This is a genomic window from Pseudomonas shirazica (assembly GCF_015168335.1).
GTDB classification, from domain to species: Bacteria; Pseudomonadota; Gammaproteobacteria; order Pseudomonadales; family Pseudomonadaceae; genus Aquipseudomonas; species Aquipseudomonas asiatica.
Window position 1 is genome coordinate 4,773,244 of sequence record NZ_CP063456.1, and the last position, 26,545, is coordinate 4,799,788.

Here is a 26,545-nt window from a genome sequence, read left to right on the forward strand (position 1 = left end):
TTCTTACACGTTCAGCGAGCTCTGATCGATGACCAGACCTGGGCCCATGGTGGTGCTCAGGGTAACGCGCTTGACGTAGATACCTTTCGAGGAAGCTGGCTTGATACGCTTCAGATCAGCGATCAGGGCTTCAACGTTTTCCTTCAGCTTGCCGGCTTCGAAGCCGACCTTGCCAACGGAGGTGTGGATGATACCGTTCTTGTCGGTACGGTAGCGAACCTGACCAGCCTTGGCGTTCTTGACAGCGCCGGCTACGTCTGGGGTCACGGTACCAACTTTCGGGTTAGGCATCAGGCCGCGAGGACCCAGAACCTGACCCAGTTGACCTACAACGCGCATGGCATCAGGCGATGCGATGACGACGTCATAGTTCAGGTCGCCGCCTTTCATTTCGGCAGCCAGATCGTCCATACCTACGCGGTCAGCGCCGGCAGCCAGAGCGGCTTCAGCAGCTGGACCCTGGGTGAAGACAGCAACGCGAACGGTCTTGCCAGTGCCGTGTGGCAGCACGGTAGCGCTACGTACGACCTGGTCAGATTTACGCGGGTCAACACCAAGGTTAACGGCGATGTCGTAGGACTCTACGAACTTGGCAGCCGGCAGCGAAGCCAGCAGAGTGGCCGCTTCTTCGAAGTTGTAGGCCTTGCCTGCTTCGATTTTCTCGGCGATTGCCTTTTGGCGTTTGGTCAGCTTAGCCATTACACACCCTCCACGTTCAGGCCCATGCTGCGGGCAGAGCCAGCGATGGTGCGTACAGCAGCGTCCAGGTCAGCGGCAGTCAGATCAGCCTGTTTAGCTTTGGCGATGTCTTCCAGCTGAGCACGGGTAACGGTACCGACTTTAACGGTGTTCGGGCGAGCCGAACCACTGGTCAGGCCAGCAGCTTTCTTCAGCAGAACCGAGGCAGGGGTGCTCTTGGTCTCGAAGGTGAAGCTACGGTCGCTGTAGACAGTGATGATCACAGGAGTCGGCAGGCCGGCTTCTTGACCCTGGGTACGGGCGTTGAAGGCCTTGCAGAATTCCATGATGTTCACACCGTGTTGACCCAGTGCTGGACCAACGGGTGGGCTTGGGTTGGCCTGGCCGGCCTTAACTTGCAGCTTGATGTAAGCCTGAATCTTCTTAGCCATGAGCTACTCCAAAATCGGGTACGAACGCCTGTTGGCTCCCCGGATGACTTGCGTTTTATCCCAGTGACGACAAAACCCCGCAGCACACAGGGCTGCGGGGTATGGGATGCTTCGTCCGCCTAGACCTTTTCGACCTGGCTGAACTCGAGCTCCACCGGAGTAGAGCGACCGAAAATGAGCACCGCTACCTGCAGGCGACTCTTTTCGTAGTTAACCTCTTCGACACTACCATTGAAGTCAGCGAACGGACCGTCAATGACTCGAACCACTTCACCCGGCTCGAACAGCGTCTTCGGCTTCGGCTTGTCGCTACCGTCGGCAACGCGACGCAGGATAGCCTCTGCTTCTTTATCGGTGATCGGCGCAGGCTTGTCTGCGGTGCCGCCAATAAAGCCCATCACACGAGGGGTGTCCTTGACCAAGTGCCAAGTCCCTTCGTTCATCTCCATCTGGACCAGTACATAGCCAGGGAAGAATTTACGCTCACTCTTGCGCTTCTGGCCATTGCGCATTTCGACGACTTCTTCGGTCGGGACCAAGATCTCGCCGAAACCGTCTTCCATGCCAGCCAGCTTGACGCGCTCGATCAGGGAGCGCATTACATGCTTCTCGTAACCCGAGTAAGCATGCACAACATACCAACGCTTAGCCACGGGACACCTTTAGCCAACGATCAAGGAGACCGCCCAGCCGAGCAGGGAATCAAGACCCCACAGCAGCAGTGCCATAACCAGCACGACAGCCACGACAATCAGCGTGGTCTGGGTGGTTTCCTGGCGGGTCGGCCACACGACTTTACGAATCTCGGTACGAGCTTCCTTCGCCAGCGCAAAGAACGACTTGCCCTTCGCAGTCTGCAGAGCTACAAAGCCCGCGACAGCAGCCAGGACGAGAAGTGCAAGGACGCGATACAGGATCGGGGAGGCGGAGTAATACTGGTTACCCACTACACCGACAACCACCAAAGCCACTACAGCCAGCCACTTGAACAGATCAAAACGCGATTCTTGGGCTTCAGTTTTGGGAGTCATCGAGGAGGATCCTGTGAGAAGAAAGCCATCACACCGAGGTGAAATGGCAGGTCAGGAGGGAATCGAACCCCCAACCTACGGTTTTGGAGACCGTCGCTCTGCCAATTGAGCTACTGACCTGTAACGCTGTATCAGGCCGGCCATTATACCGGCCTGATCAAGTAAATCAACTACTTATTCAATAATTTTTGCTACGACGCCGGCGCCGACGGTACGACCGCCTTCACGGATAGCGAAGCGCAGACCGTCTTCCATTGCGATGGTCTTGATCAGGGTGACAGTCATCTGAATGTTGTCACCTGGCATTACCATTTCAACGCCTTCCGGCAGTTCGCAGTTACCGGTCACGTCAGTGGTACGGAAGTAGAACTGAGGACGGTAGCCTTTGAAGAACGGAGTGTGACGACCGCCTTCTTCCTTCGACAGAACGTAGACTTCTGCGGTGAACTTGGTGTGCGGCTTGACCGAACCTGGCTTGACCAGAACCTGGCCACGCTCAACGTCGTCACGCTTGGTACCACGCAGCAGAACGCCGCAGTTCTCGCCAGCACGACCTTCGTCCAGCAGCTTGCGGAACATCTCAACACCGGTGCAGGTGGTGGTGGTGGTGTCACGCAGACCAACGATTTCCAGCGGATCCTGAACGCGGACGATACCACGCTCGATACGACCGGTAACAACGGTACCACGACCCGAGATCGAGAATACGTCTTCGATCGGCATCAGGAACGGCTGGTCAACGGCACGAACTGGCTCAGGGATGTAGGCATCCAGAGTTTCTACCAGCTTCTTGACAGCGGTAGTACCCATTTCGTTGTCGTCTTTGCCTTCCAGGGCCATACGAGCCGAACCGATGATGATCGGGGTATCGTCGCCTGGGAAGTCGTAGGTGGACAGCAGGTCGCGAACTTCCATCTCGACCAGTTCCAGCAGCTCGGCGTCGTCCACCAGGTCAGCCTTGTTCAGGAAGACCACGATGTAAGGAACGCCTACCTGACGGGACAGCAGGATGTGCTCACGGGTTTGTGGCATCGGACCATCGGCGGCCGAGCAAACCAGGATCGCGCCGTCCATCTGGGCAGCACCGGTGATCATGTTCTTCACGTAGTCAGCGTGACCTGGGCAGTCAACGTGAGCGTAGTGACGAATGTTCGAGTTGTACTCGACGTGAGCGGTGTTGATGGTGATACCGCGCGCTTTTTCTTCCGGAGCCGAGTCGATCTTGTCGAACTCAACGACTGCCGAACCGAAAACTTCGGAGCAGACGCGAGTCAGAGCTGCGGTCAGAGTGGTCTTACCGTGGTCAACGTGGCCGATAGTGCCGACGTTAACGTGGGGAAGGGAACGATCAAACTTTTCCTTAGCCATCGATACAATCCTCCGCAGAAGAAATAGTCTTGCGCTGATAAAACAAAGGCAGATATTTTCATATCTGCCTTGTTTATATGGAGCTCTTGAGCGGACTTGAACCGCTGACCTCACCCTTACCAAGGGTGTGCTCTACCAACTGAGCTACAAGAGCGAAACACTTTGTGCAAAATCCAGCAAACTTGGAGCGGGTAGCGGGAATCGAACCCGCATCATCAGCTTGGAAGGCTGAGGTTCTACCACTAAACTATACCCGCGGAGCTTGCGGCTCTCGCTAAAACTGGTGGAGGGAGAAGGATTCGAACCTTCGAAGCTCTCGCAACGGATTTACAGTCCGTCCCCTTTGACCGCTCGGGAATCCCTCCAGATGTGGCCGGCATTCTATTTGTCTGCCGCCCTAGTGTCAAGCGTTTTTTCAAATTTTTTCAATCAAATCTGAAACTTAGCTGCTTTGACACTGCTTCCAGTTCTGCCACCTGAGTGGTCTTCCCTGTGAAGCGGGCGCCATTCTATCAAGCTATTCGCCAGTTGCAATACCCTGGCAGAAAATAATTTTGTGTTTTAAGTCTTTGAAATCGTTGGAAAGAGTCGCAAGGACGGTTTGGTCCAGCAAACGCTCGCTTTCCGGGGCAACCTTGAGCCAACGACCGTCCGCCCCTGGCAGCTGCCCCACCACCGGCAGCGTGGCAATATCCAAGCTCATCAAACGCTGACGCAGCGCATCGAGCTGCCCCTGCCCCATCACACCACCGACCACCAGGCACTCGTCCCGCCGCTTGGGCGGTGCCGACACCCCTGTTTCGCGCAACAGGCGGATTTCTTGCTGATTGCCCTTGTACAGCGACAAGGGCGCGACTTCCTTGACCTTCAGCGGGGCTTCCTGCTGGTGCCACACGTAATAGAAGACGTTAAGCACCAGTAACAGCAGAAACAACCAACGCATAGGCACCTCAATCCAATGGGCAGGCCATGGCCAGGCCTACGAAAACCAGGTCAGGCACGACACGCGCCTGGGGGACGGCCTCCTTTACCAGCGGCGCATCGCCACCTGTGAGGAACACCGTGAAATCCTCCCCCCACAATGCACGCGCCTGTTCGAGCTGGGTACGCGCAAAACCCTGAAGCATCAACACGCAACCGCGCTCGACCGCCTCGACCGTCGAGCGTCCCGGCGCCAGACTGGCCAATGCCCGCTCGGCGGAAGCATCGTCATAACGGATACGCCGGGTGTGCGTACGCAACTGGCTACGCATCAATGGCATCCCCGGGCAGATGTAGCCACCCAGATGCTCGCCATTCGCCGCCACGAAATCCGCTTTTGCAGCGGTCCCCAGATCAATGACCAGGCAGGCGCCCCTGGCCAAGTGAAAGGCTCCTAGCGCCGCCAACCAACGGTCCATGCCCAGGCGCTGGTAATCGTCATAGCCATTGCGCACACCCGCCATTTCCCGGGCCGGGTGCGCCACCCGTGCCTGCACGGCAAACGCCTGGGCAATCAGCGCGCAAAGCGCATCGGTTTCGTCCTCACTGCGCACACTGACAATGCGGCAACCGCTGAGACGCACCGAAGCCAGTGCAGCCACTTCGGCCACCAGCGCCTGATCGGAGTCGACGATACCGCCGCTTTCAATCACTGCATCAGCGACATGGATTACTCGCCATTTGATGAAGCTGTTACCGCAATCGAGCTCAAGAATCATCACGCAACCTCAAACTGAGCTCACCACCACTGAAGCTCTTCTCCACCCCGTCCACCTCAAGGCGCAAGCCGCCCTGCCCGTCGACGCCAAGAACCACGCCATCAATACGCGTGCTACCGGCAACCAGAGAAACACTGCGCCCCTGCCAGAGGTGCGCCTGTTCCCATTCTTCCTGGAATGCGGCAAACCCATAGCGACGATGCCGTGCCAATTCGTGCTGCAACTGCTGACTGAGCAACGCTACCAGCCGGTTACGGTCTATTGCCGCACCTATTTCGCGACGCATCGAGGTCCACATCTGGTCGACCTGATCGTTGGTTTGCATGTTCACATTGATGCCAATACCCAGCACCACATGACAAACATCTGCCGGGTCGCCCACTAACTCCAGGAGGATACCGGTGATCTTTTGCCCGCGAACGAGGACATCGTTGGGCCATTTGAGCCCCACATCCCTTACACCAAAAGCCTGCAGGGTACGCATTACCGCCAATCCAACCACCAGGCTCAAGCCCTCGAGCTGGCGCATGCCACCATCCACGCGGAGAACCAGGCTGTAATAGAGGTTTTCGGCAAACGGGCTGACCCACTGCCGACCGCGCCGACCACGGCCGGCGCTCTGGCGCTCGGCCAGGACCAGGAATGGAGCGATCTGCCCTTCCCCGGCGAGCCGCAAGCCTTCGGCATTGGTCGAGTCGATGGTTTCGTGGATGAACACGGGCCAACGCTCGCCTTCGGCAAACTCGGAGATCGCCTGTGCATCGAGCAAAGCCAGTGGCGCCGCCAGCTGATAGCCGCGCCCACGAACCTTGTGAATGGTGAGGTTCAGTTCGCTCTCCAGGTGCTGCAGCTGCTTCCAAACGGCGCTGCGACTTACCCCGAGGGCCGACCCCAGAGCTTCTCCGGAATGGAACCGACCATCCTTGAGGAGATTCAACAACTTCAGCATGCCAGTCTCGACTTGGAATAAGGCAGGCATGATAGCTATGGGCCGTTGGCTTGCATAGGAAAAGGGCCCGCCGGCAGGGCGATGGGGATCCTGCAGCATACCCTGAAGACCCCGCCGCACTTATGGGCTTTCGCCGCAAAGCAGGCGACGCGGTGGATGGCACCGGCCTTGCTGGTGTTCGCAGGTGAACCCGCTGTATGCCCGGGAATTTTTGCGCCACAAAGACAAAACCCCTACCTGCATGTGCAGATAGGGGTTTTGCGAAATGAATCTTGACGATGACCTACTCTCACATGGGGAAACCCCACACTACCATCGGCGATGCATCGTTTCACTGCTGAGTTCGGGATGGGATCAGGTGGTTCCAATGCTCTATGGTCGTCAAGAAATTCTGTTGCCAGAATGTCCAGATGGACAGCCCAGCGAATTCGGATATGCGATATTTGTGATGTTGCGAACTTTCGGTTGTTTCGTCTTCACCACCGCAATCTGCGTTAGCAAATTGCTTGGGTGTTATATGGTCAAGCCTCACGGGCAATTAGTATTGGTTAGCTCAACGCCTCACAGCGCTTACACACCCAACCTATCAACGTCGTAGTCTTCGACGGCCCTTCAGGGGATTCAAGATCCCAGTGAGATCTCATCTTGAGGCAAGTTTCCCGCTTAGATGCTTTCAGCGGTTATCTCTTCCGAACATAGCTACCCGGCAATGCCACTGGCGTGACAACCGGAACACCAGAGGTTCGTCCACTCCGGTCCTCTCGTACTAGGAGCAGCCCCTCTCAAATCTCAAACGTCCACGGCAGATAGGGACCGAACTGTCTCACGACGTTCTAAACCCAGCTCGCGTACCACTTTAAATGGCGAACAGCCATACCCTTGGGACCGGCTTCAGCCCCAGGATGTGATGAGCCGACATCGAGGTGCCAAACACCGCCGTCGATATGAACTCTTGGGCGGTATCAGCCTGTTATCCCCGGAGTACCTTTTATCCGTTGAGCGATGGCCCTTCCATACAGAACCACCGGATCACTAAGACCTACTTTCGTACCTGCTCGACGTGTTTGTCTCGCAGTCAAGCGCGCTTTTGCCTTTATACTCTACGACCGATTTCCGACCGGTCTGAGCGCACCTTCGTACTCCTCCGTTACTCTTTGGGAGGAGACCGCCCCAGTCAAACTACCCACCATACACTGTCCTCGATCCGGATAACGGACCTGAGTTAGAACCTCAAAGTTGCCAGGGTGGTATTTCAAGGATGGCTCCATGAGAACTGGCGTCCCCACTTCAAAGCCTCCCACCTATCCTACACAAGCAAATTCAAAGTCCAGTGCAAAGCTATAGTAAAGGTTCACGGGGTCTTTCCGTCTAGCCGCGGATACACTGCATCTTCACAGCGATTTCAATTTCACTGAGTCTCGGGTGGAGACAGCGCCGCCATCGTTACGCCATTCGTGCAGGTCGGAACTTACCCGACAAGGAATTTCGCTACCTTAGGACCGTTATAGTTACGGCCGCCGTTTACCGGGGCTTCGATCAAGAGCTTCGCTTGCGCTAACCCCATCAATTAACCTTCCGGCACCGGGCAGGCGTCACACCCTATACGTCCACTTTCGTGTTTGCAGAGTGCTGTGTTTTTAATAAACAGTCGCAGCGGCCTGGTATCTTCGACCGGCATGGGCTTACGGAGCAAGTCCTTCACCCTCGCCGGCGCACCTTCTCCCGAAGTTACGGTGCCATTTTGCCTAGTTCCTTCACCCGAGTTCTCTCAAGCGCCTTGGTATTCTCTACCTAACCACCTGTGTCGGTTTGGGGTACGGTTCCCAGTTATCTGAAGCTTAGGAGCTTTTCTTGGAAGCATGGTATCAACCACTTCGTCGCCTAAAGGCAACTCGTCATCAGCTCTCGGCCTTGAAATCCCGGATTTGCCTAAGATTTCAGCCTACCACCTTAAACCTGGACAACCAACGCCAGGCTGGCCTAACCTTCTCCGTCCCTCCATCGCAATAACTGGAAGTACAGGAATATTAACCTGTTTTCCATCGACTACGCTTTTCAGCCTCGCCTTAGGGACCGACTAACCCTGCGTCGATTAACGTTGCGCAGGAAACCTTGGTCTTTCGGCGTGCGAGTTTTTCACTCGCATTGTCGTTACTCATGTCAGCATTCGCACTTCTGATACCTCCAGCAAGCTTCTCAACTCACCTTCACAGGCTTACAGAACGCTCCTCTACCGCGTCATCAAAGATGACACCCGTAGCTTCGGTGCATGGTTTGAGCCCCGTTACATCTTCCGCGCAGGCCGACTCGACTAGTGAGCTATTACGCTTTCTTTAAAGGGTGGCTGCTTCTAAGCCAACCTCCTAGCTGTCTAAGCCTTCCCACATCGTTTCCCACTTAACCATGACTTTGGGACCTTAGCTGACGGTCTGGGTTGTTTCCCTTTTCACGACGGACGTTAGCACCCGCCGTGTGTCTCCCATGCTCGGCACTTCCAGGTATTCGGAGTTTGCATCGGTTTGGTAAGTCGGGATGACCCCCTAGCCGAAACAGTGCTCTACCCCCTGGAGTGATACATGAGGCGCTACCTAAATAGCTTTCGAGGAGAACCAGCTATCTCCGAGCTTGATTAGCCTTTCACTCCGATCCACAGGTCATCCGCTAACTTTTCAACGGTAGTCGGTTCGGTCCTCCAGTCAGTGTTACCTAACCTTCAACCTGCCCATGGATAGATCGCCCGGTTTCGGGTCTATACCCAGCGACTAAACGCCCTATTAAGACTCGCTTTCGCTACGCCTCCCCTATTCGGTTAAGCTCGCCACTGAATATAAGTCGCTGACCCATTATACAAAAGGTACGCAGTCACCTAACAAAGTAGGCTCCCACTGCTTGTACGCATACGGTTTCAGGTTCTATTTCACTCCCCTCTCCGGGGTTCTTTTCGCCTTTCCCTCACGGTACTGGTTCACTATCGGTCAGTCAGTAGTATTTAGCCTTGGAGGATGGTCCCCCCATATTCAGACAAAGTTTCTCGTGCTCCGTCCTACTCGATTTCATTGACAAGAGATTTTCGTGTACGGGGCTATCACCCACTATGGCCGCACTTTCCAGAGCGTTCCACTAATCTCAAATCAACTTAAGGGCTGGTCCCCGTTCGCTCGCCACTACTAAGGGAATCTCGGTTGATTTCTTTTCCTCAGGGTACTTAGATGTTTCAGTTCCCCTGGTTCGCCTCTTGCACCTATGTATTCAGTACAAGATACTCAGCTTATGCTGAGTGGGTTCCCCCATTCAGAGATCTCTGGATCACAGTCTGTTTGCCGACTCCCCAAAGCTTATCGCAGGCTACCACGTCTTTCATCGCCTCTGACTGCCAAGGCATCCACCGTATGCGCTTCTTCACTTGACCATATAACCCCAAGCAATCTGGTTATACTGTGAAGACGACATTCGCCGAAAATTCGCATGTTGCTCTTTCGAGCAGAACTCACAAATTTTACCTTAGCCTGATTAACCAGCAGTGAAACTGGTCATCAGTCTATATCTATCACATATCCGAATTTTTAAAGAACGATCTGACAAAAGTCAGAAATCAACATTCGAAACGAATGCTCATTTCCAAGTTCTGACCAGGAACAACACAAGATCCATACAGGATCTTGATCGTCTTCAACCATGAATCAAGCAATTCGTGTGGGAGCTCATCAGCAGGCTGATGTCGTCGATTAAGGAGGTGATCCAGCCGCAGGTTCCCCTACGGCTACCTTGTTACGACTTCACCCCAGTCATGAATCACACCGTGGTAACCGTCCTCCCGAAGGTTAGACTAGCTACTTCTGGTGCAACCCACTCCCATGGTGTGACGGGCGGTGTGTACAAGGCCCGGGAACGTATTCACCGCGACATTCTGATTCGCGATTACTAGCGATTCCGACTTCACGCAGTCGAGTTGCAGACTGCGATCCGGACTACGATCGGTTTTGTGAGATTAGCTCCACCTCGCGGCTTGGCAACCCTCTGTACCGACCATTGTAGCACGTGTGTAGCCCAGGCCGTAAGGGCCATGATGACTTGACGTCATCCCCACCTTCCTCCGGTTTGTCACCGGCAGTCTCCTTAGAGTGCCCACCATAACGTGCTGGTAACTAAGGACAAGGGTTGCGCTCGTTACGGGACTTAACCCAACATCTCACGACACGAGCTGACGACAGCCATGCAGCACCTGTGTCAGAGTTCCCGAAGGCACCAATCCATCTCTGGAAAGTTCTCTGCATGTCAAGGCCTGGTAAGGTTCTTCGCGTTGCTTCGAATTAAACCACATGCTCCACCGCTTGTGCGGGCCCCCGTCAATTCATTTGAGTTTTAACCTTGCGGCCGTACTCCCCAGGCGGTCAACTTAATGCGTTAGCTGCGCCACTAAAATCTCAAGGATTCCAACGGCTAGTTGACATCGTTTACGGCGTGGACTACCAGGGTATCTAATCCTGTTTGCTCCCCACGCTTTCGCACCTCAGTGTCAGTATCAGTCCAGGTGGTCGCCTTCGCCACTGGTGTTCCTTCCTATATCTACGCATTTCACCGCTACACAGGAAATTCCACCACCCTCTACCGTACTCTAGCTCGCCAGTTTTGGATGCAGTTCCCAGGTTGAGCCCGGGGCTTTCACATCCAACTTAACGAACCACCTACGCGCGCTTTACGCCCAGTAATTCCGATTAACGCTTGCACCCTCTGTATTACCGCGGCTGCTGGCACAGAGTTAGCCGGTGCTTATTCTGTCGGTAACGTCAAAACAGCAAGGTATTAACTTACTGCCCTTCCTCCCAACTTAAAGTGCTTTACAATCCGAAGACCTTCTTCACACACGCGGCATGGCTGGATCAGGCTTTCGCCCATTGTCCAATATTCCCCACTGCTGCCTCCCGTAGGAGTCTGGACCGTGTCTCAGTTCCAGTGTGACTGATCATCCTCTCAGACCAGTTACGGATCGTCGCCTTGGTGAGCCATTACCTCACCAACTAGCTAATCCGACCTAGGCTCATCTGATAGCGCAAGGCCCGAAGGTCCCCTGCTTTCTCCCGTAGGACGTATGCGGTATTAGCGTTCCTTTCGAAACGTTGTCCCCCACTACCAGGCAGATTCCTAGGCATTACTCACCCGTCCGCCGCTGAATCAAGGAGCAAGCTCCCGTCATCCGCTCGACTTGCATGTGTTAGGCCTGCCGCCAGCGTTCAATCTGAGCCATGATCAAACTCTTCAGTTCAATACTGCTTGGGTTTTTAAGAAACCCTAAACTTGGCTCAGCAATCTCAAATGACTATGTGATTTCTCGCATGGCCACTTGTGATGCTGATAATCTTTGTGACTATCAGTCCGTACTCACAAGCACCCACACGAATTGCTTGATTCGATTTGTTAAAGAGCGTTTGGTTAAGAGCCTTTCGTCTCAACCGAGGCGCGCATTCTACGCTTTCCTCATTTGCTGTCAAGCGTTTATTTTGAAGTTTTTGCGAGAAACTCGTTTAGCTTCAAACACTTGACTCACTGCGATCTCTCGTAGCGGGAGGCGAATCATACAGCGTTTAGAAGCGCTGTCAACCATCATCTCAACCGCTGCCGATCATTCGATCGAAGCGCTCCTGACACTACCTGAATCGCCTAACTAATTGATTTGCAAGAAGTTTTGCGCTTCGACTACGTCAGAAGTGGGGCGCATTATAAGGGGATTCAGAAGGCGGTCAAGGATTAATTTCATTTATTTGAAATATCCCAGGCGAAGACCTTATAAAGGCCACCAGATGTTCGCCACAACACCTTCTGCGCCTATGAGATCGAGCGTCGCCCGCGCGGCGCTTCGCAGCACAAGGCTGCTCCTACATCTGTTTCGGGCCAGTCACGCCTGTGCCTGCGCACGCGACCGCCTTGTTTGCCCGACGCGACATCGAGGTGGACGCCAAGGCGGTCGCGTGCCGTTCTCACAGGAATAATTGGCCCGAAACAAACGGTAGGAGCAGCCTTGTGCTGCGAAGCGCCGCGCGGGCGGCGCTCGATCTCACAGGCGCCAGAAAACCCAAGACAGCCACCTCTCAAAGCCAATGCCATCTCAAGACAGGCACCCGGCAGCCCTGACACAACCAACAACCAACAACCCAAAAACAAAGCGGGGAGGCCTACCGACCTCCCCGCTTTTACATAGCTACACCTACCGGCTATCACTCAGCCTTGAGGGTAACCCGAGCAAACGACTTCTTGCCCGCCTGGCACACATGGGTTGCACCCAGCGCAAACACGAAGTCACGATCGACCACCGCGCCATCAACCTTGACCGCACCACCACTCAGCAAATCACGCGCCTGAGCCGAGTTCTTCACCAGGCCAGCCCGGTTCAGCACGGCAGCAATTGGCAGGCTTTCAGCCGCAGCCACTTCGACCTCCGGCAGATCTTCCGGCAACTCGCCCTCCTTCATGCGGTTACCCGCGGCACGGTGAGCATTGGCCGCAGCCTCCTCGCCATGGAAGCGTGCAACGATCTCTTCCGCCAGCTTGATCTTGATGTCGCGTGGATTTGCGCCATTGGCGACGTCGGTACGGAACTGCTCGATCTCTTCCATGGAACGGAAGCTCAGCAGCTCGAAGTAGCGCCACATCAGGGTATCCGGGATCGACACCAACTTGCTGTACATAACCCCCGGTGCTTCCTGGATACCTACATAGTTACCCAGCGACTTGGACATCTTCTTCACGCCGTCGAGCCCTTCGAGCAGCGGCATGGTCACGATGTTCTGCGCCTCCTGGCCATAGGCGCGCTGCAGTTCACGCCCCATCAGCAGGTTGAACTTCTGGTCAGTGCCACCGAGTTCGACATCAGCCTTCAGTGCCACCGAGTCATAGCCCTGCACCAGCGGGTACAGGAACTCGTGGATGGCAATAGGCTGGTTGGTGGTGTAGCGCTTGTCGAAGTCATCGCGCTCGAGCATGCGCGCCACGGTGTACTGCGACGCCAGTCGAATGAAATCAGCCGGAGTCAGCTTGTCCATCCAGGTGGAGTTGAATGCAACCTCGGTCTTGGCCGGGTCAAGGATCTTGAACACCTGCTGCTTGTACGTCTCGGCGTTTTCCAGCACCTGCTCGCGGGTCAGCGGCGGGCGCGTGGCGCTCTTGCCGCTCGGGTCGCCGATCATGCCGGTGAAGTCACCGATCAGGAAGATGACCTGATGCCCCAGATCCTGGAACTGGCGCAGCTTGTTGATCAGCACCGTGTGCCCAAGGTGCAGGTCAGGCGCGGTCGGGTCGAAGCCGGCCTTGATGCGCAGAGGTTGGCCGCGCTTGAGCTTCTCCACCAGTTCCGACTCGACCAGTACTTCTTCCGCGCCGCGCTTGATAAGCGCCAGCTGCTCTTCAACCGACTTCATAGACAAACCCGCAAGGCTCAGATTCAGGGGGAGCCAACCATACAAGATCGGCCGTCAATTACAAGTTTCGCAAAGGAATGTGACCCGAGCCCGGGCTTGCGGCGTCTACGCGCCCTTGCGTGAAAATGGTTTTGGTTATATTTTATACAGTTATTTCATCTTCATCATGTCATTCATCTTTTCCATTTCACCTTTTTCAAAGTCACCTTGCCCATGACCAACGAACCGCCTAAAGCGCCCCCGCTTTATCCGAAAAGCCATCTGTTGGCCGCCAGCGGCATAGCCGCCCTGCTCAGCCTGGCCCTGCTGGTATTTCCTTCCAGCGAAGTGGAAGCCAAGAAAACCACCCTCAACCTCGAGCTGGAGAGCCCTGCCGAGCAGTTGAAGGACGAATCCCGCGCTGCGCCGCTGGTGCAGGCAGAAGGTGAGCAAGGCTCACCATTCGCCCAGATCGAAGAGGCCGCCCCCGAGACCCAGAAGGCCGAGCAGGAAGCCCCTGCGGCCGAACCGGTCGTCGAAGCTGCCAAGCAGCCCAGCCACCGTGAAGTCACCGTGGCCCGTGGCGACACCCTTTCCACACTGTTCGCCAAGGTCGGCCTGCCGAGTAACGCGGTGCACGACCTTCTGGCCAGCAACAAGCAGGCCAAGCAGTTCAGCCAGCTCAAGCATGGCCAGGTGCTGCAGTTCGAGCTTGACAAGGACGGCCAGCTGGCCAGCCTGCACAGCAAGGTCAGCAACCTCGAAACCATTCGCCTGACCAAGACCGACAAGGGCTATACCTTCAACCGCGAGATCAGCAAGCCGGTCGTGCGTACCGCCTACGCCCACGGTGTGATCAAAAGCTCGCTGTCGGCCTCGGCCCAACGTGCCGGCCTGTCCCACAGCATGACCATGGACATGGCTCGCGTGCTGGGTTACGACATCGATTTCGCCCAGGACATCCGCCCGGGCGATGAATTCGACGTGGTCTACGAGCAGAAGGTGATGGACGGCAAGGTCGTCGGTACCGGCAACATCCTCTCCGCGCGCTTCACCAACCGCGGCAAGACCTACACCGCCGTGCGCTATACCAACAAGCAGGGCAACACCAGTTACTACACCGCAGATGGCAACAGCCTGCGCAAGGCATTCATCCGCACCCCGGTCGACTTCGCCCGCATCAGCTCGCGCTTCTCTGCCGGCCGCAAGCATCCGATCCTGAACAAGATCCGTGCCCACAAAGGCGTCGACTACGCCGCCCCACGCGGCACTCCGATCAAGGCAGCCGGTGACGGCCGCATCGAACTGGCCGGGCGTCGCGGTGGTTACGGCAATACCGTGATCATCCAGCACGGCAACCGCTACAAGACGCTGTATGGCCACATGCAGGGCTTTGCCAAGGGCATCAAGACCGGCAGCTCGGTCAAGCAGGGCCAGATCATCGGCTACATCGGTACCACCGGCTTGTCCACCGGACCGCATCTGCACTACGAGTTCCAGGTCAACGGTGTGCACGTTGACCCGCTGAGCCAGAAAGTGCCGATGGCCGACCCGATTGCCAGGAACGAACGCCAGCGTTTCCTGCAGCAGAGCCAGCCCTTGATCGCCCGCATGGATCAGGAAAAGGCCACCCTGCTCGCAGCGAACAAGCGCTAAGCACATGGCGCTATACTTGGGGGTGATGTCCGGCACCAGCCTCGATGGCCTGGACATTGCCTTGATCGAACAAGGCGAGCAGCTCGAACTGCTCGCCACCCACTACCTGCCCATGCCCGGCGACCTGCGCCAGGAACTGCTGGGCCTTTGCAGCAGCGGCCCTGACGAGATCGCCCGCGCTGCACTGGCGGAAAACCGCTGGGCCAGCCTGGCAGGCGAAGGCATCTGCCAACTGCTGGCCAGGCAAGGACTGCCGGCCGGAGCCATCCGCGCCATCGGCAGCCACGGCCAGACCATTCGCCACGAACCTGCACGCGGCTTTACCGTGCAAATCGGCAACCCGGCGCTGCTGGCCGAGCTTACCGGTATCAGCGTGGTCGCCGACTTCCGCCGCCGCGATGTGGCCGCCGGCGGCCAAGGTGCGCCACTGGTGCCGGCCTTCCATGAAACCCTGTTCAGCCATCTGGGCCAGCGCCTGGCAATTCTCAACGTGGGCGGCTTCAGCAACCTCAGCCTGATCGAACACGACAAGCCAGTCCACGGCTTCGACTGCGGCCCGGGCAACGTGCTGCTGGATGCCTGGATCGAACGCAAGCGCGGCCAGGCCTACGATGCGGATGGGGCTTGGGCTGCCTCGGGCTTGGTGCAAGCCGGCTTGCTCAGCGCACTGCTGGCCGACCCGTTCTTCGCCGGAATCGGCCCGAAGAGCACCGGTCGCGAAGTATTCAACCTGCCCTGGCTGGAAGGTCACCTGGCCCGCCTGCCCGCTTACCGCGACGAGGACGTACAGGCAACTTTGCTGGAACTGACCGCACGCAGCATCATCGACTCGTTGAGCAACGCCCAGCAAGGCACCGAAGCGCTGCTGGTCTGCGGTGGCGGTGCGCGCAACGGCGCCCTGATGGCACGCCTTGGCCAGTTGCTGCCCGACGCCCGTGTCGCCAGCACCGGCGCCCATGGCGTGGACCCGGACTGGGTCGAAGCCATGGCCTTCGCCTGGCTGGCCCACTGCTGCCTGGAAGGCATCGCTGCCAATCGCCCTAGCGTGACAGCGGCCAAGGGCCTGCGCGTACTCGGCGCAATCTACCCGGCCTGAACGTTACGCCAGAAAGCAAAACGCCGCGCAATTGCGCGGCGTTTTCGTATGGCCAGGCCTCAGATCGAGAACGAGGAGCCGCAGCCACAGGTGGTGGCAGCGTTCGGGTTCTTGATCACGAAGCGCGAGCCTTCCAGACCTTCCTGGTAATCCACCTCGGCGCCGGCGAGGTACTGGAAGCTCATTGGGTCGACCACAAGGGAAACACCTTCGCGCTCGACGATGGTGTCGTCTTCAGCCACGTCTTCATCGAAGGTGAAGCCATATTGGAACCCCGAGCAGCCACCACCGGTGACGAACACGCGCAGCTTCAGACGATCGTTGCCTTCCTCGGAAACCAGGTTCTTCACCTTTTGCGCAGCGCCGTGGGTGAATTCCAAAGCGGTGGGGGTGAAGGTTTCGACGCTCATGTTGATTCTCCCGGCGTGGTAGCCGCCATAAAACTCGATGACGCGCATTATCCGCTTTCCCGAGAAAATCGGTCAAGAATTGTGCGGCTTTAGTCGCGACCTATAAAAAGGCCCGCACGACGCGGGCCTTTTTGAACGCTGGCGGCTTACGGCAGCAGGCCCGCGTGTGACAAGCCCATGCGCTCATCCAGGCCGAACAGGATGTTGAGGTTCTGCACCGCCTGGCCGGACGCGCCCTTGACCAGGTTGTCGATCACCGACAGCACCACCACCAGGTCACCACCTTGCGGGCGATGAACGGCAATGCGGCAGACGTTGGCGCCGCGCACACTGCGGGTTTCCGGGTGGCTGCCAGCCGGCATCACGTCGACGAACGGTTCATCGGCGTAACGCTTCTCGAACAGCGCCTGCAGGTCGACCGAGGTGTCGGCGACGGTAGCGTACAGGGTTGCATGGATACCACGGATCATTGGCGTCAGGTGCGGCACGAAAGTCAGGCCGATATCCTTGCCAGCGGCCAGGCGCAGGCCCTGGCTGATTTCCGGCAGGTGGCGATGGCCCTTCACTGCATAGGCTTTCATGCTTTCGCCGGCCTCGCAGAACAGCGAGCCCACCGCCGCACCACGGCCAGCGCCGCTGACACCCGACTTGCAGTCGGCGATCAGGCGCGACGGGTCGGCCAGGCCAGCTTCCAGCAGCGGCAGGAAGCCCAGTTGGGTAGCAGTCGGGTAGCAACCCGGCACAGCGATCAGGCGCGCCTGGCGAATCTTCTCGCGGTTGACTTCAGGCAGGCCGTATACCGCGTCCTTGAGAAGCTCTGGCGCACCGTGCGGCTGGCCGTACCACTTGCCCCACTCGGCAGCGTCCTGCAGGCGGAAATCGGCCGACAGGTCGATCACCTTGGTACCGGCCGCCAGCAGTTCGCCAGCCAGGGCGTGGGCAACACCGTGCGGGGTGGCGAAAAACACCACGTCGCAGGCTGCCAGGGTCTTGCTGTCCGGCACGCTGAACGCCAGCCCGTCATAGTGGCCGCGCAGGTTCGGGTACATGTCCGCCACTGCAACGCCCGCCTCGGAGCGCGAAGTGATGACCGCCACTTCGGCCTGTGGATGCTGTGCCAGCAGACGCAACAGTTCGACGCCGGTGTAACCCGTGCCGCCGACGATACCGACCTTGATCATAACGCTTGCCCCTTATCAACGAGCCGTCTGGAAAGCGCACGATAATAGGGGCGCAAGGCGCCTGTAACAACTCTTCGGGTGACCCTTCGGGCGCTTGACCACTACTATCTGACGACCGTGAATACCTGAAGGAACTCCCCCATGCTTTACCTATGGATCAAAGCGCTGCATATCGTCAGCGTGGTCTGCTGGTTCGCCGGCCTGTTCTACCTGCCGCGGCTGTTCGTCTACCACGCCCAAAGCCAGGACAGCATCAGCCAGGAACGCTTCGTGACCATGGAGCGCAAGCTGTTTCGCGGCATCATGAACCCGGCGATGATCGCCACCTACGTGTTCGGCGCGTGGATGCTCTATCTCACGCCCGGCTGGCTCAGCCAGGGCTGGCTGCATGCCAAGCTGACCCTGGTCATCCTGCTGACCGTCTACCATCACATGTGCGGCGCCCAGCGCAAGCGCTTCGCCAGCGGCAGCAACACCCGCAGCCACGTCTACTATCGCTGGTTCAACGAAGTGCCCGTGCTGTTCCTGCTGGGTATCGTAATTCTGGTGGTGGTCAAACCGTTCTGACATAGCCACCCGCTCAAGGAGCCTTGCCATGTCGTTACCTGCCTCCCTCGAACAACGCCTGCGCCTGCCCGTGGTTGCCGCACCGATGTTCCTGATCTCCAACCCCAGGCTGGTACTGGCCTGCTGCTCCAGCGGCGTGGTCGGCAGCTTCCCGGCCCTGAACCAGCGCGACAGCACCGGCTTCAAGGCCTGGCTGGAGGAAATAGAGGCAGGCCTGGCACAGCTGCAGGCGCCAGCACCCTATGCCGTCAACCTGATCGTCCACCCGACCAACCCGCGCCTGCAGGCCGACTTGGCGTTGTGCGTGGAACACCGCGTGCCGATCGTCATCACCAGCCTCGGCGCGGTGAAGGAAGTGGTCGATGCCGTGCATGGCTACGGTGGCCTGGTGTTCCACGATGTCACCACCCGCCGCCATGCCGAGAAAGCCGCCGAAGCCGGTGTCGATGGCCTGATCGCCGTTGCTGCAGGCGCAGGCGGCCATGCGGGCACCTGGAGCCCGTTCGCCCTGGCCGCGGAGATCCGCCAGTTCTTCGACAAGACCCTGCTGCTGGCCGGTTGCCTCAACCACGGCCACGAGATCCTCGCCGCGCAAATGCTGGGTGCGGACCTTGCGTACATGGGCACCCGCTTCATCGCCACCGCAGAAAGCCAGGCCCCGGGCGCCTACAAACAGATGCTGCTCGATTCCCATGCCGCCGACATCGTCCACACCCCGGCGGTGTCCGGCGTCCCCGCCAGCTTCCTGCGCCCGAGCCTGGAACAGGCCGGCTATGACATGAACGCCATCAAGGGCGGCCATGAGCAAGGCAAGCTCAAGCCGATCGACGACGAAGCCAAGGCCTGGAAGACCGTGTGGTCGGCGGGCCAGGGGGTCGGCGGTATAGACGACCTGCCCAGCGCCAGCGCGCTGATCGGACGGCTGCATGACGAGTACCGGGACGCCCTGGAGCGCTGCCAGGCCCTGCGCGCCCGTACCTTGTAGCAAAAGGCAACACCTTGACTGGCCAAGCTGTACACTAGGCGCCCTCTTCAGCCCCCAGGAGCCTTGCATGACCCGTTACGCCATGATCACTGGTGCTTCCAGCGGCCTGGGCCTCGCCCTGGCGGAAGCCCTGGCGCGGCGCGGGCGCAACCTGATCCTGGTGGCTCGCCAGCGTGAAACGCTGGAGCCGGTGGCCATCGAACTGACCCAACGCTTCGGTGTCGAGGTGCTATTCCGCGCCTGCGATCTCAGCCAACCGTTACGCCTGTCAGGCTTCGTGCTTGAACTGGAGGAAGGCGAGCGACGTATCGACCTGCTGGTCAATTGTGCCGGCCTGCGCACCTACGGGCCATTCCTGGCCCATGAGTGGGCGGACGAGCAGGACCTGCTGGAAGTCAACGTGCTGGCCCTGAGCCGCCTGTGCCACGCCATCGGCAACCTGATGGCCGTGCAGGGCGGTGGGCAGATCCTCAATGTCGCCGGCCTGGCCGGGGTGGCGCCAGGCCCGTGGATGGCCGCCTATGCCGCTAGCAAGGCCTATGTACTGAGCTTCTCCCAGGCCTTGCGTGAAGAACTCAAGCGCACCGGCATCAAGGTTTCGGTACTGTGCCCAGGCCCGGTGCACTCCTCGCGCCGGCGCATTCCGCGGCTGGATGGCAAGCCACGCTGCCTCAGCCCTGAGGAAGTTGCGCTGTACACGGTGCGCGCGCTGGACAAGAACCGCGCGCTGATCATGCCCGGCCGGCGCAACCGCTGGCTGGCGTTCGCCCCGCGTCTGCTGCCGCGCTGGCTGGTGCGCAAGCTGGCCGGTGCCATCCACCGCCGCTATTGCCCGGTTGGTATGGAATAGCTACTGGGCGAGCGGCGCCCGGCTGAGTACACTCGGCCCGACCCTCACCATGGAGCAAGTGTTGTGGACGATTTATTCATCAAGATCATCAACCGGGAAATCCCGGCGAAGATCATCTACGAGGACGACCAGGTTCTGGCGTTCCACGATATCGCCCCCCAGGCGCCCGTGCATTTTCTGGTCATCCCGAAAAAGCACATCCGCACTCTCAATGACTTGACCGAGGAAGACAAAGGCCTGGCTGGTCACATCTTGTTCACCGCCCAGCGCCTGGCCAAGGAACTTGGCTGCGAAGAAGGCTTCCGCGTAGTCATGAACTGCAACGAGCAAGGCGGCCAGACCGTCTACCACATCCACATGCACGTGCTTGGCCAGCGCCAGATGCACTGGCCACCGGGCTGATCCACGGCAAGCGACCCTGCCACTATTGCGGTAAACTGTCGGGCACATTCTTGCGGAGGTGCCCGATGGCTACCGAACGTCACTACTCGCCGCTCGACCGCTTGTTGCTGCAGGCCGATACCGCCATGCGCACCTTGCTGCCCTTCAGCGGCCAACCCACCCGCCCTTCGCCGGCCATCGTCCAGCCGGACGTCGACCTTGACGAACAGCAGGCCCGCCATGTTGCCGGGTTGATGCGTATCAACCACACCGGTGAAGTCTGCGCCCAGGCGCTGTACCAGGGCCAGGCCCTGACCGCCAAGCTGCCCGAAGTGCGCAAGGCCATGGAACACGCCGCCGAGGAAGAAGTGGACCACCTGGCCTGGTGCGAACAGCGCATTCGCCAACTGAACAGCCACCCCAGCGTGCTCAACCCGTTGTTCTACGGCATGTCGTTCGGTATCGGTGCACTCGCCGGGCTGGTCAGCGACAAGGTCAGCCTTGGCTTCGTCGCCGCCACCGAGCATCAGGTGTGCAAGCACCTCGACGAGCACCTGGAGCAGATTCCGCAGGAAGACGAAAAGTCCCGGGCCATCCTCGAACAGATGCGCGTCGACGAGGAACAGCACGCCGAGTCTGCACTGGAAGCCGGCGGTTATCGCTTCCCTGCCCCAGTCCGTTTTGGCATGAGCCTGTTGGCCAAAGTCATGACCAAGAGTACCTACCGTATCTGAAGGCATCACCATGACGGACCGTTTCGACGCCAAGGACCTGGCGCGCGCCGTGCACGCCGGCATTCTCCAGCCAGGCCAGGACCAGGCCCTGCTGGCGTTCCTGCGCCAGCGACCAGCACAGCGTGGCAGCTTCCAGCTGGCCCATGTCGCGTTCTACTTCGGCGCCATGCTGATCATGGCAGCCATGGGTTGGTTGCTCACCGAAGCCTGGATGCGCATCGGCGACTGGGCGCTGCTGCTCATCGCCAGCCTCTATATTCTGCTGCTCACACTGTTCGCCGTTAACCTGCAACGGCGCGTACAGCCCGTCGCGGCCGGGGTGCTGGCGGCGGTGGCGGTCAGCATCGTGCCGTTGGCGGTGTTCGCCATCGAACGGCTGGTCGGCTGGTGGCCAATGGATGATGCGCAGGCGAACTATCACCAGTACTACACCTACGTGCAGGGCGGCTGGCTGGCAATGGAAGCAGCCACGGTACTTGCCGGACTGTTGATGCTGAGGCTGATCCCCTACCCGTTTATCGTCATGCCGATTGCCGTCGCCCTGTGGTTCATGTCGATGGACTTGAGCGAATGGTTCTTCGGCTCGCCATTCAGCTGGGAACAGCGCCGCGAGGTTTCGCTGTGGTTCGGTCTGGGCTTGCTGGTGTTTTTTGTTGGTGTGGACGGCCGCACCCGCGAAGACTATGCCCACTGGGGCTACCTGGCCGGGCTGGCGGCATTCTGGGGCGGGCTGACGCTGGTGGACAGCGGCAGTGAGCTGGGCAAGGCCCTGTACTGCCTGATCAATATTGCCCTGATGGGTATGGCGGTGCTGTTGCGCCGGCCGGTGTTCATGGTGTTCGGGGCGTTGGGTGTGGCGGCTTACCTGGGGTACCTGTCGTACGAGGTGTTTGCCGACTCGCTGCTGTTCCCGGTGGTGGTGACCCTGATCGGGCTGGGGGTTATCGGGCTGGGGCTGGTTTACCAGAAGCGGCGGGAGCGGTTGAGCCGGGTGATGCGCGATTGTTTGCCGGGATGGGTGCGGGCTGCGCTGCCGGCGCTTCGCAGCTGAAATTGCCAGGGCCGCTCCGCGCCCCATCGCGACAGAAGGCCGCTCCTACAGGTGGTACGCGATCCCTTGTAGGAGCGGCCTTGTGTCGCGATGGGGCGCAAAGCGGCCCCAAAATGTCAGCCTTGACCCAGCTCTACAATCTCGTACCCGTGGGAAATCTCAACCCCGGCACGCTCGAGCATGATCGAAGCCGAGCAATACTTCTCCGCCGACAGCTCCACCGCACGCTTGACCTGGGCTTCCTTGAGCCCACGCCCCTTCACCACGAAGTTCATGTGGATCTTGGTAAACACCTTCGGGTCTTCGCTGGCACGCTCGGCCTCCAGGAACGCCTCGCAGCTTTCCACCGCCTGGCGCGACTTCTTCAGAATGCTGACCACGTCAAAGCTGCTGCAGCCACCCAGGCCCAGCAACAACATTTCCATCGGGCGCACGCCCAGGTTACGGCCACCGGCCTCGGGCGGGCCGTCCATCACGACGACATGGCCGCTCCCCGATTCGCCGAGGAACATCGCCTCACCGGCCCACTGGATACGTGCCTTCATCTACCCGGACTCCTGATTTACGAAAAAGGGTGTCAGCTTAGACCTTGTACGGCTGTGGGAAAAGTACGAGTCATGTCGGTTTAGTACCGAAACATCCTGTAGTGTCTGATAAGCTGGCGCCAAATGACTGGCGCGCTCCGCCAGCCAACCTTTATATAAAGCCTATGCGTCATATCGAACAGGATTTCGTGATGGTTGCTTCCGCCCTACCCGCCAAGATCAAGAACATCGACAAGCTGCTGGTGCACTGCCAGCGCCGTCGCTATACCGCCAAAAGCAACATCATCTGCGCCGGCGACCGGGCCGAGACACTGTCGTTCATCATCAAGGGTTCGGTCACCATCCTCATCGAGGACGATGACGGCCATGAAATGATCATCGCCTACCTCAACAATGGCGACTTCTTCGGCGAGCTGGGCCTGTTCGAACCAGTCGAAGGTGAACAGCAGCGCAGTGCCTGGGTGCGCGCCAAGACCGAATGCGAAGTGGCCGAAATCAGTTATGAGAAATTTCGCGAACTCGCGCGCCAAGACCCGGAAATCCTTTATGCCTTGGGCAGCCAGATGGCCCAGCGCTTGCGCAACACCACGCGCAAGGTCGGCGACCTGGCGTTCTTCGACGTTACCGGGCGTGTCGCACGTTGCCTGCTGGAGCTGTGCAAGCAACCCGACGCCATGACCCACCCCGATGGCATGCAGATCAAGATCACTCGTCAGGAAATCGGCCGCATCGTCGGTTGCTCGCGGGAAATGGTCGGCCGCGTCCTCAAGGACCTTGAGGAACGCAGCCTGGTGCAGGTCAAAGGCAAGACCATGGTGGTCTACGGTACCCGCTAGTCTCTGGGCAGGTCGGTCAGCACCTTGGCATAGGCCTGCGACAGCCGCTCGAACCATGGGGCCGCGGGCGCCACTTCGTGCAGGGCGATGTGCGCATCGGCACGGCAGCGCTGCTCCAGTTCGCAGCACTCATTGAAGCGGTTGACCGCAGCCACCATCGAATCACGCTCGTTGTCCAGCAGCAACGCACCGTGCACCAGCACCACCGGGCGCTTGCCACCCAGCCCCTGGCGCCAGCGCTGGGCGGTGCCGACCAATTTGCGGCCATTGAGGTTGACGTTGTAACGGCCATCGCAGAAGGCACCGTCGATTTCGCCCACCGATGCCACCCCACCCCACTCGCGCAGCACGTCGCATAGCGGCAGGCACAAGCGCTCGTAGGCGTTTTCGATACGGCCGTGGTCTCCTTCGCTGCGGGGGGCAACATAGACCAGGGCTACGTTCACCGTGGAGTGTGACTGCGGCACCGGTTCGCCGCCGGTTTCGCGCAGCAGCACCGGCCAGCCGGCAATCGCCAGCTCCGCGCAGGCGGCTTCGAAGTTTTCCAGACGGCTCATGCGCCGGGGCATGACCAGGGCGTGGTCGGTCGGGCGCCAGAACAGCACGCCACTGTCGCACTCCCCGCGGCAGACGGCGGCCAGCAATTCCTGTTCGGCGTGCAGGCCTTGTTCTACGGTCAGGGTCAGGGGTTGATCGGTCATTGATCCACCTATGTCTTTTTTTACCGGCCTCTTCGAGGGCTCGCCCGCGAAGAGGCCATTGCAGGCATACAAAAAAGCCGGCAATAACGCCGGCTTCATTCGATCAGTCCAGTTGCTGAACAGTCTTCTTCACCTGTTCCGGGAAGAACAACCGCTGCAATTCAAGCCCTGGCTGCTCGGCGCGCATGAATGCCTCACCTACCAGGAACGAGTAGACCTCATTGATCGCCATCAGCTCCACATCGGCCCGGTTCAAGATGCCGCTCTCGGTAATCGCCAGGCGATCACGCGGAATACGCGGCAGCAGGTCGAGGGTGGTTTCCAGGCTGACCTCGAAGGTGTGCAGGTTGCGGTTGTTCACCCCCACCAGCGGTGTATCCAGGGTTTTCAACGCGCGCTCCAGCTCATCGCCGTCGTGCACTTCCACCAGCACGTCGAGGCCGACATCCTTGGCCGTGGCCGCCAGTTCAGCCATCTTCACGTCATCCAGCGCCGACACGATCAGCAGTACACAGTCCGCGCCCAGGGCCCGGGCCTCGACGATCTGGTACGGGTCGACCATGAAGTCTTTGCGGATCACCGGCAGCGACACCGCCGCGCGGGCCTGCTGCAGGTACTCGTCGGCGCCCTGGAAGTAATCCACATCGGTCAGTACCGACAGGCAGGTCGCCCCGCCCTTCTCGTAGCTGACGGCGATTTCCGCCGGCACGAAATGCTCGCGAATCACGCCTTTGCTCGGCGAGGCCTTCTTTATTTCGGCAATCACCGCCGGCTGCTTGCGTGCGGCTTGCTCGATCAGAGCCTTGGCAAAACCACGCGGGGCGTCGGCAGCCTTTGCAAGGCCCTCCAGTTCGGCGAGGCTGACGCGCGCGCTGCGCTCGGCCACTTCCTGAAACTTGCGGGCAATGATCCTTTCCAGCACCGTCGGCACACTCATGCTTCGTTCTCCACCTTGAATACTGCAGTAAAGGCACCCAGCTCCTGCAGCTTCTCCCAGGCCAGCCCGGTGTGCAGTACGTCGTGGGCCAGTTCCACACCGGCTTTCAGGCTCATGGCATGGTCAGCGGCATATAGCGCCGCGCCGGCATTGAGCACGATCATCTCGGCGGCCTTCTGGCCGTTTTCGGTCTTGCGTCGGCCCAGTGCATCGCGGATCAGCTCCAGCGACGCCTGCGGGTTCTCGACGGCCAGGCCGTGCAGGCTCTGGCTCTTCATGCCTAGGTCTTCCGGCTCTACCCAGTATTCGGTGATTTCGCCATTCTTCAGTTCGGCGACGAAGGTCGGTGCAGCCAGGCTGAACTCGTCCAGGCCGTCTTTCGAGTGCACCACCAGCACGTGCTTGCTGCCCAGGCGCTGCAGCACTTCAGCCAACGGGCGGCATAGGGTCTGGGCGAATACACCGACCACCTGGTGCTTCACCCCGGCCGGGTTCGTAAGCGGGCCGAGCATGTTGAACAGGGTGCGCAGCCCCAGGTCGCGACGCGGGCCGGCTGCGTGCTTCATGGCCGAATGATGGCTTTGCGCGAACATGAAGCCGATGCCCAGGCTATCGATGCAGCGGGCCACCTGGGTGGGCGTCAGGTTCAGGTAGATACCGGCGGCCTCCAGCAGGTCGGCACTGCCGCTCTTGCCCGATACCGCGCGGTTGCCATGCTTTGCCACGGTGCAACCTGCCGCCGCCAGTACGAACGACGAGGCGGTGGACACGTTGAAGATGTTGGCGCCATCACCGCCGGTACCGACGATATCGACCACGCCATCGAGGCTCTGCAGTTCGACCTTGTCTGCCAGCTCGCGCATCACCGACACCGCACCGACGATCTCGTCGATGCTTTCGCTCTTCATGCGCATGCCCATCAGGAAGGCGCCGATCTGCGCTTCGCTGCACTGGCCGGTCATGATCTGGCGCATGACGTCGCGCATTTCTTCGGTAGAAAGGTCCAGCTGACCGACGATACGGCTCAACGCACTCTTGATATCCAT

24 protein-coding genes, 4 tRNA genes and 3 rRNA genes are annotated in these 26,545 nt (G+C 59.1%); 9 read left to right on the forward strand and 22 right to left on the reverse strand.

Going from position 1 to position 26,545, the window contains the following annotated elements; translation table 11 throughout:
• Window positions 1–3: 3 nt before the first annotated feature.
• The 16 genes from rplA to tyrS form a co-directional block, all read right to left on the reverse strand.
• Window positions 4–699 (reverse strand): 50S ribosomal protein L1, encoded by a 696-nt coding sequence (rplA, locus tag IMX18_RS22095; RefSeq protein WP_013970629.1) that lies wholly within the window; start codon window positions 697–699, stop codon window positions 4–6.
• Window positions 699–1,130, reverse strand: coding sequence for a 50S ribosomal protein L11 (gene rplK, locus IMX18_RS22100; protein WP_003255500.1), 432 nt, complete (start codon window positions 1,128–1,130; stop codon window positions 699–701). The genes rplA and rplK overlap by 1 nt, the downstream gene beginning before the upstream one ends.
• Before the next feature lie 119 nt (window positions 1,131–1,249).
• A complete protein-coding gene (nusG, locus tag IMX18_RS22105) occupies window positions 1,250–1,783 on the reverse strand; it encodes a transcription termination/antitermination protein NusG (RefSeq protein ID WP_003255501.1) in 534 nt (177 codons plus the stop codon).
• A 9-nt stretch (window positions 1,784–1,792) separates the two neighbouring features.
• Window positions 1,793–2,161, reverse strand: a complete 369-nt coding sequence (gene secE, locus IMX18_RS22110; protein ID WP_003257081.1) for a preprotein translocase subunit SecE — start codon at window positions 2,159–2,161, stop codon at window positions 1,793–1,795.
• Window positions 2,162–2,205: 44 nt separating this feature from the next.
• Window positions 2,206–2,281 (reverse strand) — tRNA-Trp (locus IMX18_RS22115).
• A 54-nt stretch (window positions 2,282–2,335) separates the two neighbouring features.
• Window positions 2,336–3,529 (reverse strand): elongation factor Tu, encoded by a 1,194-nt coding sequence (gene tuf, locus IMX18_RS22120; RefSeq protein WP_013970626.1) that lies wholly within the window; start codon window positions 3,527–3,529, stop codon window positions 2,336–2,338.
• A 78-nt stretch (window positions 3,530–3,607) separates the two neighbouring features.
• Window positions 3,608–3,683, reverse strand: a tRNA-Thr gene (locus IMX18_RS22125).
• A 29-nt stretch (window positions 3,684–3,712) separates the two neighbouring features.
• Window positions 3,713–3,786: transfer RNA gene (locus tag IMX18_RS22130), tRNA-Gly, on the reverse strand.
• 24 nt (window positions 3,787–3,810) lie between these two features.
• Window positions 3,811–3,894, reverse strand: a tRNA-Tyr gene (locus IMX18_RS22135).
• Between the two features lie 152 nt (window positions 3,895–4,046).
• A complete protein-coding gene (locus tag IMX18_RS22140; RefSeq protein WP_015268745.1) occupies window positions 4,047–4,472 on the reverse strand; it encodes a hypothetical protein in 426 nt (141 codons plus the stop codon).
• Between the two features lie 7 nt (window positions 4,473–4,479).
• Complete coding sequence (locus IMX18_RS22145) at window positions 4,480–5,229, reverse strand: pantothenate kinase (RefSeq protein ID WP_015268744.1); 750 nt, start codon at window positions 5,227–5,229, stop codon at window positions 4,480–4,482.
• Complete coding sequence (birA, locus tag IMX18_RS22150) at window positions 5,219–6,178, reverse strand: bifunctional biotin--[acetyl-CoA-carboxylase] ligase/biotin operon repressor BirA (protein WP_015268743.1); 960 nt, start codon at window positions 6,176–6,178, stop codon at window positions 5,219–5,221. The genes IMX18_RS22145 and birA overlap by 11 nt, the downstream gene beginning before the upstream one ends.
• 270 nt (window positions 6,179–6,448) lie before the next feature.
• Window positions 6,449–6,564: ribosomal RNA gene (gene rrf, locus IMX18_RS22155) — 5S ribosomal RNA — on the reverse strand.
• A 131-nt stretch (window positions 6,565–6,695) separates the two neighbouring features.
• A 23S ribosomal RNA gene (locus tag IMX18_RS22160) occupies window positions 6,696–9,587 on the reverse strand.
• A gap of 317 nt (window positions 9,588–9,904) precedes the next feature.
• Window positions 9,905–11,441 (reverse strand): 16S ribosomal RNA (locus tag IMX18_RS22165).
• Together the 16S, 23S and 5S rRNA genes form the textbook arrangement of a ribosomal RNA operon.
• A 949-nt stretch (window positions 11,442–12,390) precedes the next feature.
• Window positions 12,391–13,590: a tyrosine--tRNA ligase gene (gene tyrS, locus IMX18_RS22170; protein WP_013970622.1), complete on the reverse strand. Its 1,200-nt coding sequence runs from the start codon at window positions 13,588–13,590 to the stop codon at window positions 12,391–12,393.
• A 213-nt stretch (window positions 13,591–13,803) separates the two neighbouring features.
• Here tyrS and IMX18_RS22175 point away from each other — a divergent pair, with 213 nt between their 5' ends.
• Together IMX18_RS22175 and IMX18_RS22180 are read left to right on the forward strand one after the other, a co-directional pair.
• Window positions 13,804–15,225, forward strand: a complete 1,422-nt coding sequence (locus IMX18_RS22175; RefSeq protein WP_015268742.1) for a peptidoglycan DD-metalloendopeptidase family protein — start codon at window positions 13,804–13,806, stop codon at window positions 15,223–15,225.
• 4 nt (window positions 15,226–15,229) lie between these two features.
• Window positions 15,230–16,321: an anhydro-N-acetylmuramic acid kinase gene (locus IMX18_RS22180; protein ID WP_217190200.1), complete on the forward strand. Its 1,092-nt coding sequence runs from the start codon at window positions 15,230–15,232 to the stop codon at window positions 16,319–16,321.
• Window positions 16,322–16,380: 59 nt separating this feature from the next.
• Here IMX18_RS22180 and erpA read toward each other — a convergent pair whose 3' ends face one another.
• Together erpA and argC are read right to left on the reverse strand one after the other, a co-directional pair.
• Complete coding sequence (gene erpA / locus IMX18_RS22185; protein ID WP_015268740.1) at window positions 16,381–16,731, reverse strand: iron-sulfur cluster insertion protein ErpA; 351 nt, start codon at window positions 16,729–16,731, stop codon at window positions 16,381–16,383.
• Between the two features lie 146 nt (window positions 16,732–16,877).
• Complete coding sequence (argC, locus tag IMX18_RS22190; RefSeq protein WP_025337480.1) at window positions 16,878–17,912, reverse strand: N-acetyl-gamma-glutamyl-phosphate reductase; 1,035 nt, start codon at window positions 17,910–17,912, stop codon at window positions 16,878–16,880.
• Window positions 17,913–18,053: 141 nt separating this feature from the next.
• On the opposite strand from argC, the gene hemJ reads away from it, so the two are divergent.
• The 6 genes from hemJ (at window position 18,054) to IMX18_RS22220 (ending at window position 22,480) form a co-directional block, all read left to right on the forward strand.
• Window positions 18,054–18,479 (forward strand): protoporphyrinogen oxidase HemJ, encoded by a 426-nt coding sequence (hemJ, locus tag IMX18_RS22195; RefSeq protein WP_003258833.1) that lies wholly within the window; start codon window positions 18,054–18,056, stop codon window positions 18,477–18,479.
• Window positions 18,480–18,507: 28 nt separating this feature from the next.
• A complete protein-coding gene (locus IMX18_RS22200) occupies window positions 18,508–19,464 on the forward strand; it encodes an NAD(P)H-dependent flavin oxidoreductase (RefSeq protein WP_015268739.1) in 957 nt (318 codons plus the stop codon).
• Window positions 19,465–19,531: 67 nt separating this feature from the next.
• On the forward strand, window positions 19,532–20,314 hold the full coding sequence (locus IMX18_RS22205; RefSeq protein WP_013970616.1) for an SDR family NAD(P)-dependent oxidoreductase: 783 nt from the start codon (window positions 19,532–19,534) through the stop codon (window positions 20,312–20,314).
• A gap of 63 nt (window positions 20,315–20,377) precedes the next feature.
• Window positions 20,378–20,716 (forward strand): histidine triad nucleotide-binding protein, encoded by a 339-nt coding sequence (locus IMX18_RS22210; protein ID WP_013970615.1) that lies wholly within the window; start codon window positions 20,378–20,380, stop codon window positions 20,714–20,716.
• A 65-nt stretch (window positions 20,717–20,781) separates the two neighbouring features.
• Window positions 20,782–21,429 (forward strand): 2-polyprenyl-3-methyl-6-methoxy-1,4-benzoquinone monooxygenase, encoded by a 648-nt coding sequence (coq7, locus tag IMX18_RS22215; RefSeq protein ID WP_015268738.1) that lies wholly within the window; start codon window positions 20,782–20,784, stop codon window positions 21,427–21,429.
• A gap of 10 nt (window positions 21,430–21,439) precedes the next feature.
• Window positions 21,440–22,480 carry a DUF2157 domain-containing protein gene (locus IMX18_RS22220; protein ID WP_217190202.1) on the forward strand — a complete coding sequence of 347 codons (1,041 nt, stop codon included), beginning with the start codon at window positions 21,440–21,442 and terminating at the stop codon, window positions 22,478–22,480.
• 116 nt (window positions 22,481–22,596) lie between these two features.
• Here the strand turns inward: IMX18_RS22220 and IMX18_RS22225 are convergent, their stop codons facing one another.
• Window positions 22,597–23,025 carry an OsmC family protein gene (locus IMX18_RS22225; protein ID WP_013970613.1) on the reverse strand — a complete coding sequence of 143 codons (429 nt, stop codon included), beginning with the start codon at window positions 23,023–23,025 and terminating at the stop codon, window positions 22,597–22,599.
• A 191-nt stretch (window positions 23,026–23,216) separates the two neighbouring features.
• Between IMX18_RS22225 and crp the strand changes: the two genes are divergently transcribed.
• Window positions 23,217–23,861 (forward strand): cAMP-activated global transcriptional regulator CRP, encoded by a 645-nt coding sequence (gene crp / locus IMX18_RS22230; protein ID WP_012270218.1) that lies wholly within the window; start codon window positions 23,217–23,219, stop codon window positions 23,859–23,861.
• Here crp and IMX18_RS22235 read toward each other — a convergent pair.
• From IMX18_RS22235 to trpD, 3 genes are all read right to left on the reverse strand, one after another.
• Window positions 23,858–24,562 (reverse strand): lipoate--protein ligase family protein, encoded by a 705-nt coding sequence (locus tag IMX18_RS22235; protein ID WP_015268736.1) that lies wholly within the window; start codon window positions 24,560–24,562, stop codon window positions 23,858–23,860. The genes crp and IMX18_RS22235 overlap by 4 nt on opposite strands.
• Window positions 24,563–24,665: 103 nt before the next feature.
• The gene (gene trpC, locus IMX18_RS22240) at window positions 24,666–25,499 is read right to left on the reverse strand and encodes an indole-3-glycerol phosphate synthase TrpC (RefSeq protein ID WP_015268735.1); all 834 of its coding nucleotides are present in this window, start codon (window positions 25,497–25,499) and stop codon (window positions 24,666–24,668) included.
• The gene (gene trpD, locus IMX18_RS22245) at window positions 25,496–26,545 is read right to left on the reverse strand and encodes an anthranilate phosphoribosyltransferase (protein WP_013970609.1); all 1,050 of its coding nucleotides are present in this window, start codon (window positions 26,543–26,545) and stop codon (window positions 25,496–25,498) included. Before trpD ends, trpC begins: the two co-directional genes overlap by 4 nt.

What these genes read in the sequence shown, in the direction of transcription:
- rplA (WP_013970629.1), bottom strand. Translation starts at nt 699, where the DNA reads ATGGCTAAGCTGACCAAACGCCAAAAGGCAATCGCCGAGAAAATCGAA.
- IMX18_RS22220 (WP_217190202.1), top strand. Translation starts at nt 21,440, where the DNA reads ATGACGGACCGTTTCGACGCCAAGGACCTGGCGCGCGCCGTGCACGCC.
- IMX18_RS22225 (WP_013970613.1), bottom strand. Translation starts at nt 23,025, where the DNA reads ATGAAGGCACGTATCCAGTGGGCCGGTGAGGCGATGTTCCTCGGCGAA.
- IMX18_RS22235 (WP_015268736.1), bottom strand. Translation starts at nt 24,562, where the DNA reads ATGACCGATCAACCCCTGACCCTGACCGTAGAACAAGGCCTGCACGCC.
- rplK (WP_003255500.1), bottom strand. Translation starts at nt 1,130, where the DNA reads ATGGCTAAGAAGATTCAGGCTTACATCAAGCTGCAAGTTAAGGCCGGC.
- crp (WP_012270218.1), top strand. Translation starts at nt 23,217, where the DNA reads ATGGTTGCTTCCGCCCTACCCGCCAAGATCAAGAACATCGACAAGCTG.
- IMX18_RS22140 (WP_015268745.1), bottom strand. Translation starts at nt 4,472, where the DNA reads ATGCGTTGGTTGTTTCTGCTGTTACTGGTGCTTAACGTCTTCTATTAC.
- tyrS (WP_013970622.1), bottom strand. Translation starts at nt 13,590, where the DNA reads ATGAAGTCGGTTGAAGAGCAGCTGGCGCTTATCAAGCGCGGCGCGGAA.
- IMX18_RS22145 (WP_015268744.1), bottom strand. Translation starts at nt 5,229, where the DNA reads ATGATTCTTGAGCTCGATTGCGGTAACAGCTTCATCAAATGGCGAGTA.
- birA (WP_015268743.1), bottom strand. Translation starts at nt 6,178, where the DNA reads ATGCTGAAGTTGTTGAATCTCCTCAAGGATGGTCGGTTCCATTCCGGA.
- trpC (WP_015268735.1), bottom strand. Translation starts at nt 25,499, where the DNA reads ATGAGTGTGCCGACGGTGCTGGAAAGGATCATTGCCCGCAAGTTTCAG.
- coq7 (WP_015268738.1), top strand. Translation starts at nt 20,782, where the DNA reads ATGGCTACCGAACGTCACTACTCGCCGCTCGACCGCTTGTTGCTGCAG.
- IMX18_RS22200 (WP_015268739.1), top strand. Translation starts at nt 18,508, where the DNA reads ATGTCGTTACCTGCCTCCCTCGAACAACGCCTGCGCCTGCCCGTGGTT.
- secE (WP_003257081.1), bottom strand. Translation starts at nt 2,161, where the DNA reads ATGACTCCCAAAACTGAAGCCCAAGAATCGCGTTTTGATCTGTTCAAG.
- erpA (WP_015268740.1), bottom strand. Translation starts at nt 16,731, where the DNA reads ATGAGCGTCGAAACCTTCACCCCCACCGCTTTGGAATTCACCCACGGC.
- tuf (WP_013970626.1), bottom strand. Translation starts at nt 3,529, where the DNA reads ATGGCTAAGGAAAAGTTTGATCGTTCCCTTCCCCACGTTAACGTCGGC.
- hemJ (WP_003258833.1), top strand. Translation starts at nt 18,054, where the DNA reads ATGCTTTACCTATGGATCAAAGCGCTGCATATCGTCAGCGTGGTCTGC.
- trpD (WP_013970609.1), bottom strand. Translation starts at nt 26,545, where the DNA reads ATGGATATCAAGAGTGCGTTGAGCCGTATCGTCGGTCAGCTGGACCTT.
- IMX18_RS22175 (WP_015268742.1), top strand. Translation starts at nt 13,804, where the DNA reads ATGACCAACGAACCGCCTAAAGCGCCCCCGCTTTATCCGAAAAGCCAT.
- IMX18_RS22205 (WP_013970616.1), top strand. Translation starts at nt 19,532, where the DNA reads ATGACCCGTTACGCCATGATCACTGGTGCTTCCAGCGGCCTGGGCCTC.
- argC (WP_025337480.1), bottom strand. Translation starts at nt 17,912, where the DNA reads ATGATCAAGGTCGGTATCGTCGGCGGCACGGGTTACACCGGCGTCGAA.
- IMX18_RS22180 (WP_217190200.1), top strand. Translation starts at nt 15,230, where the DNA reads ATGGCGCTATACTTGGGGGTGATGTCCGGCACCAGCCTCGATGGCCTG.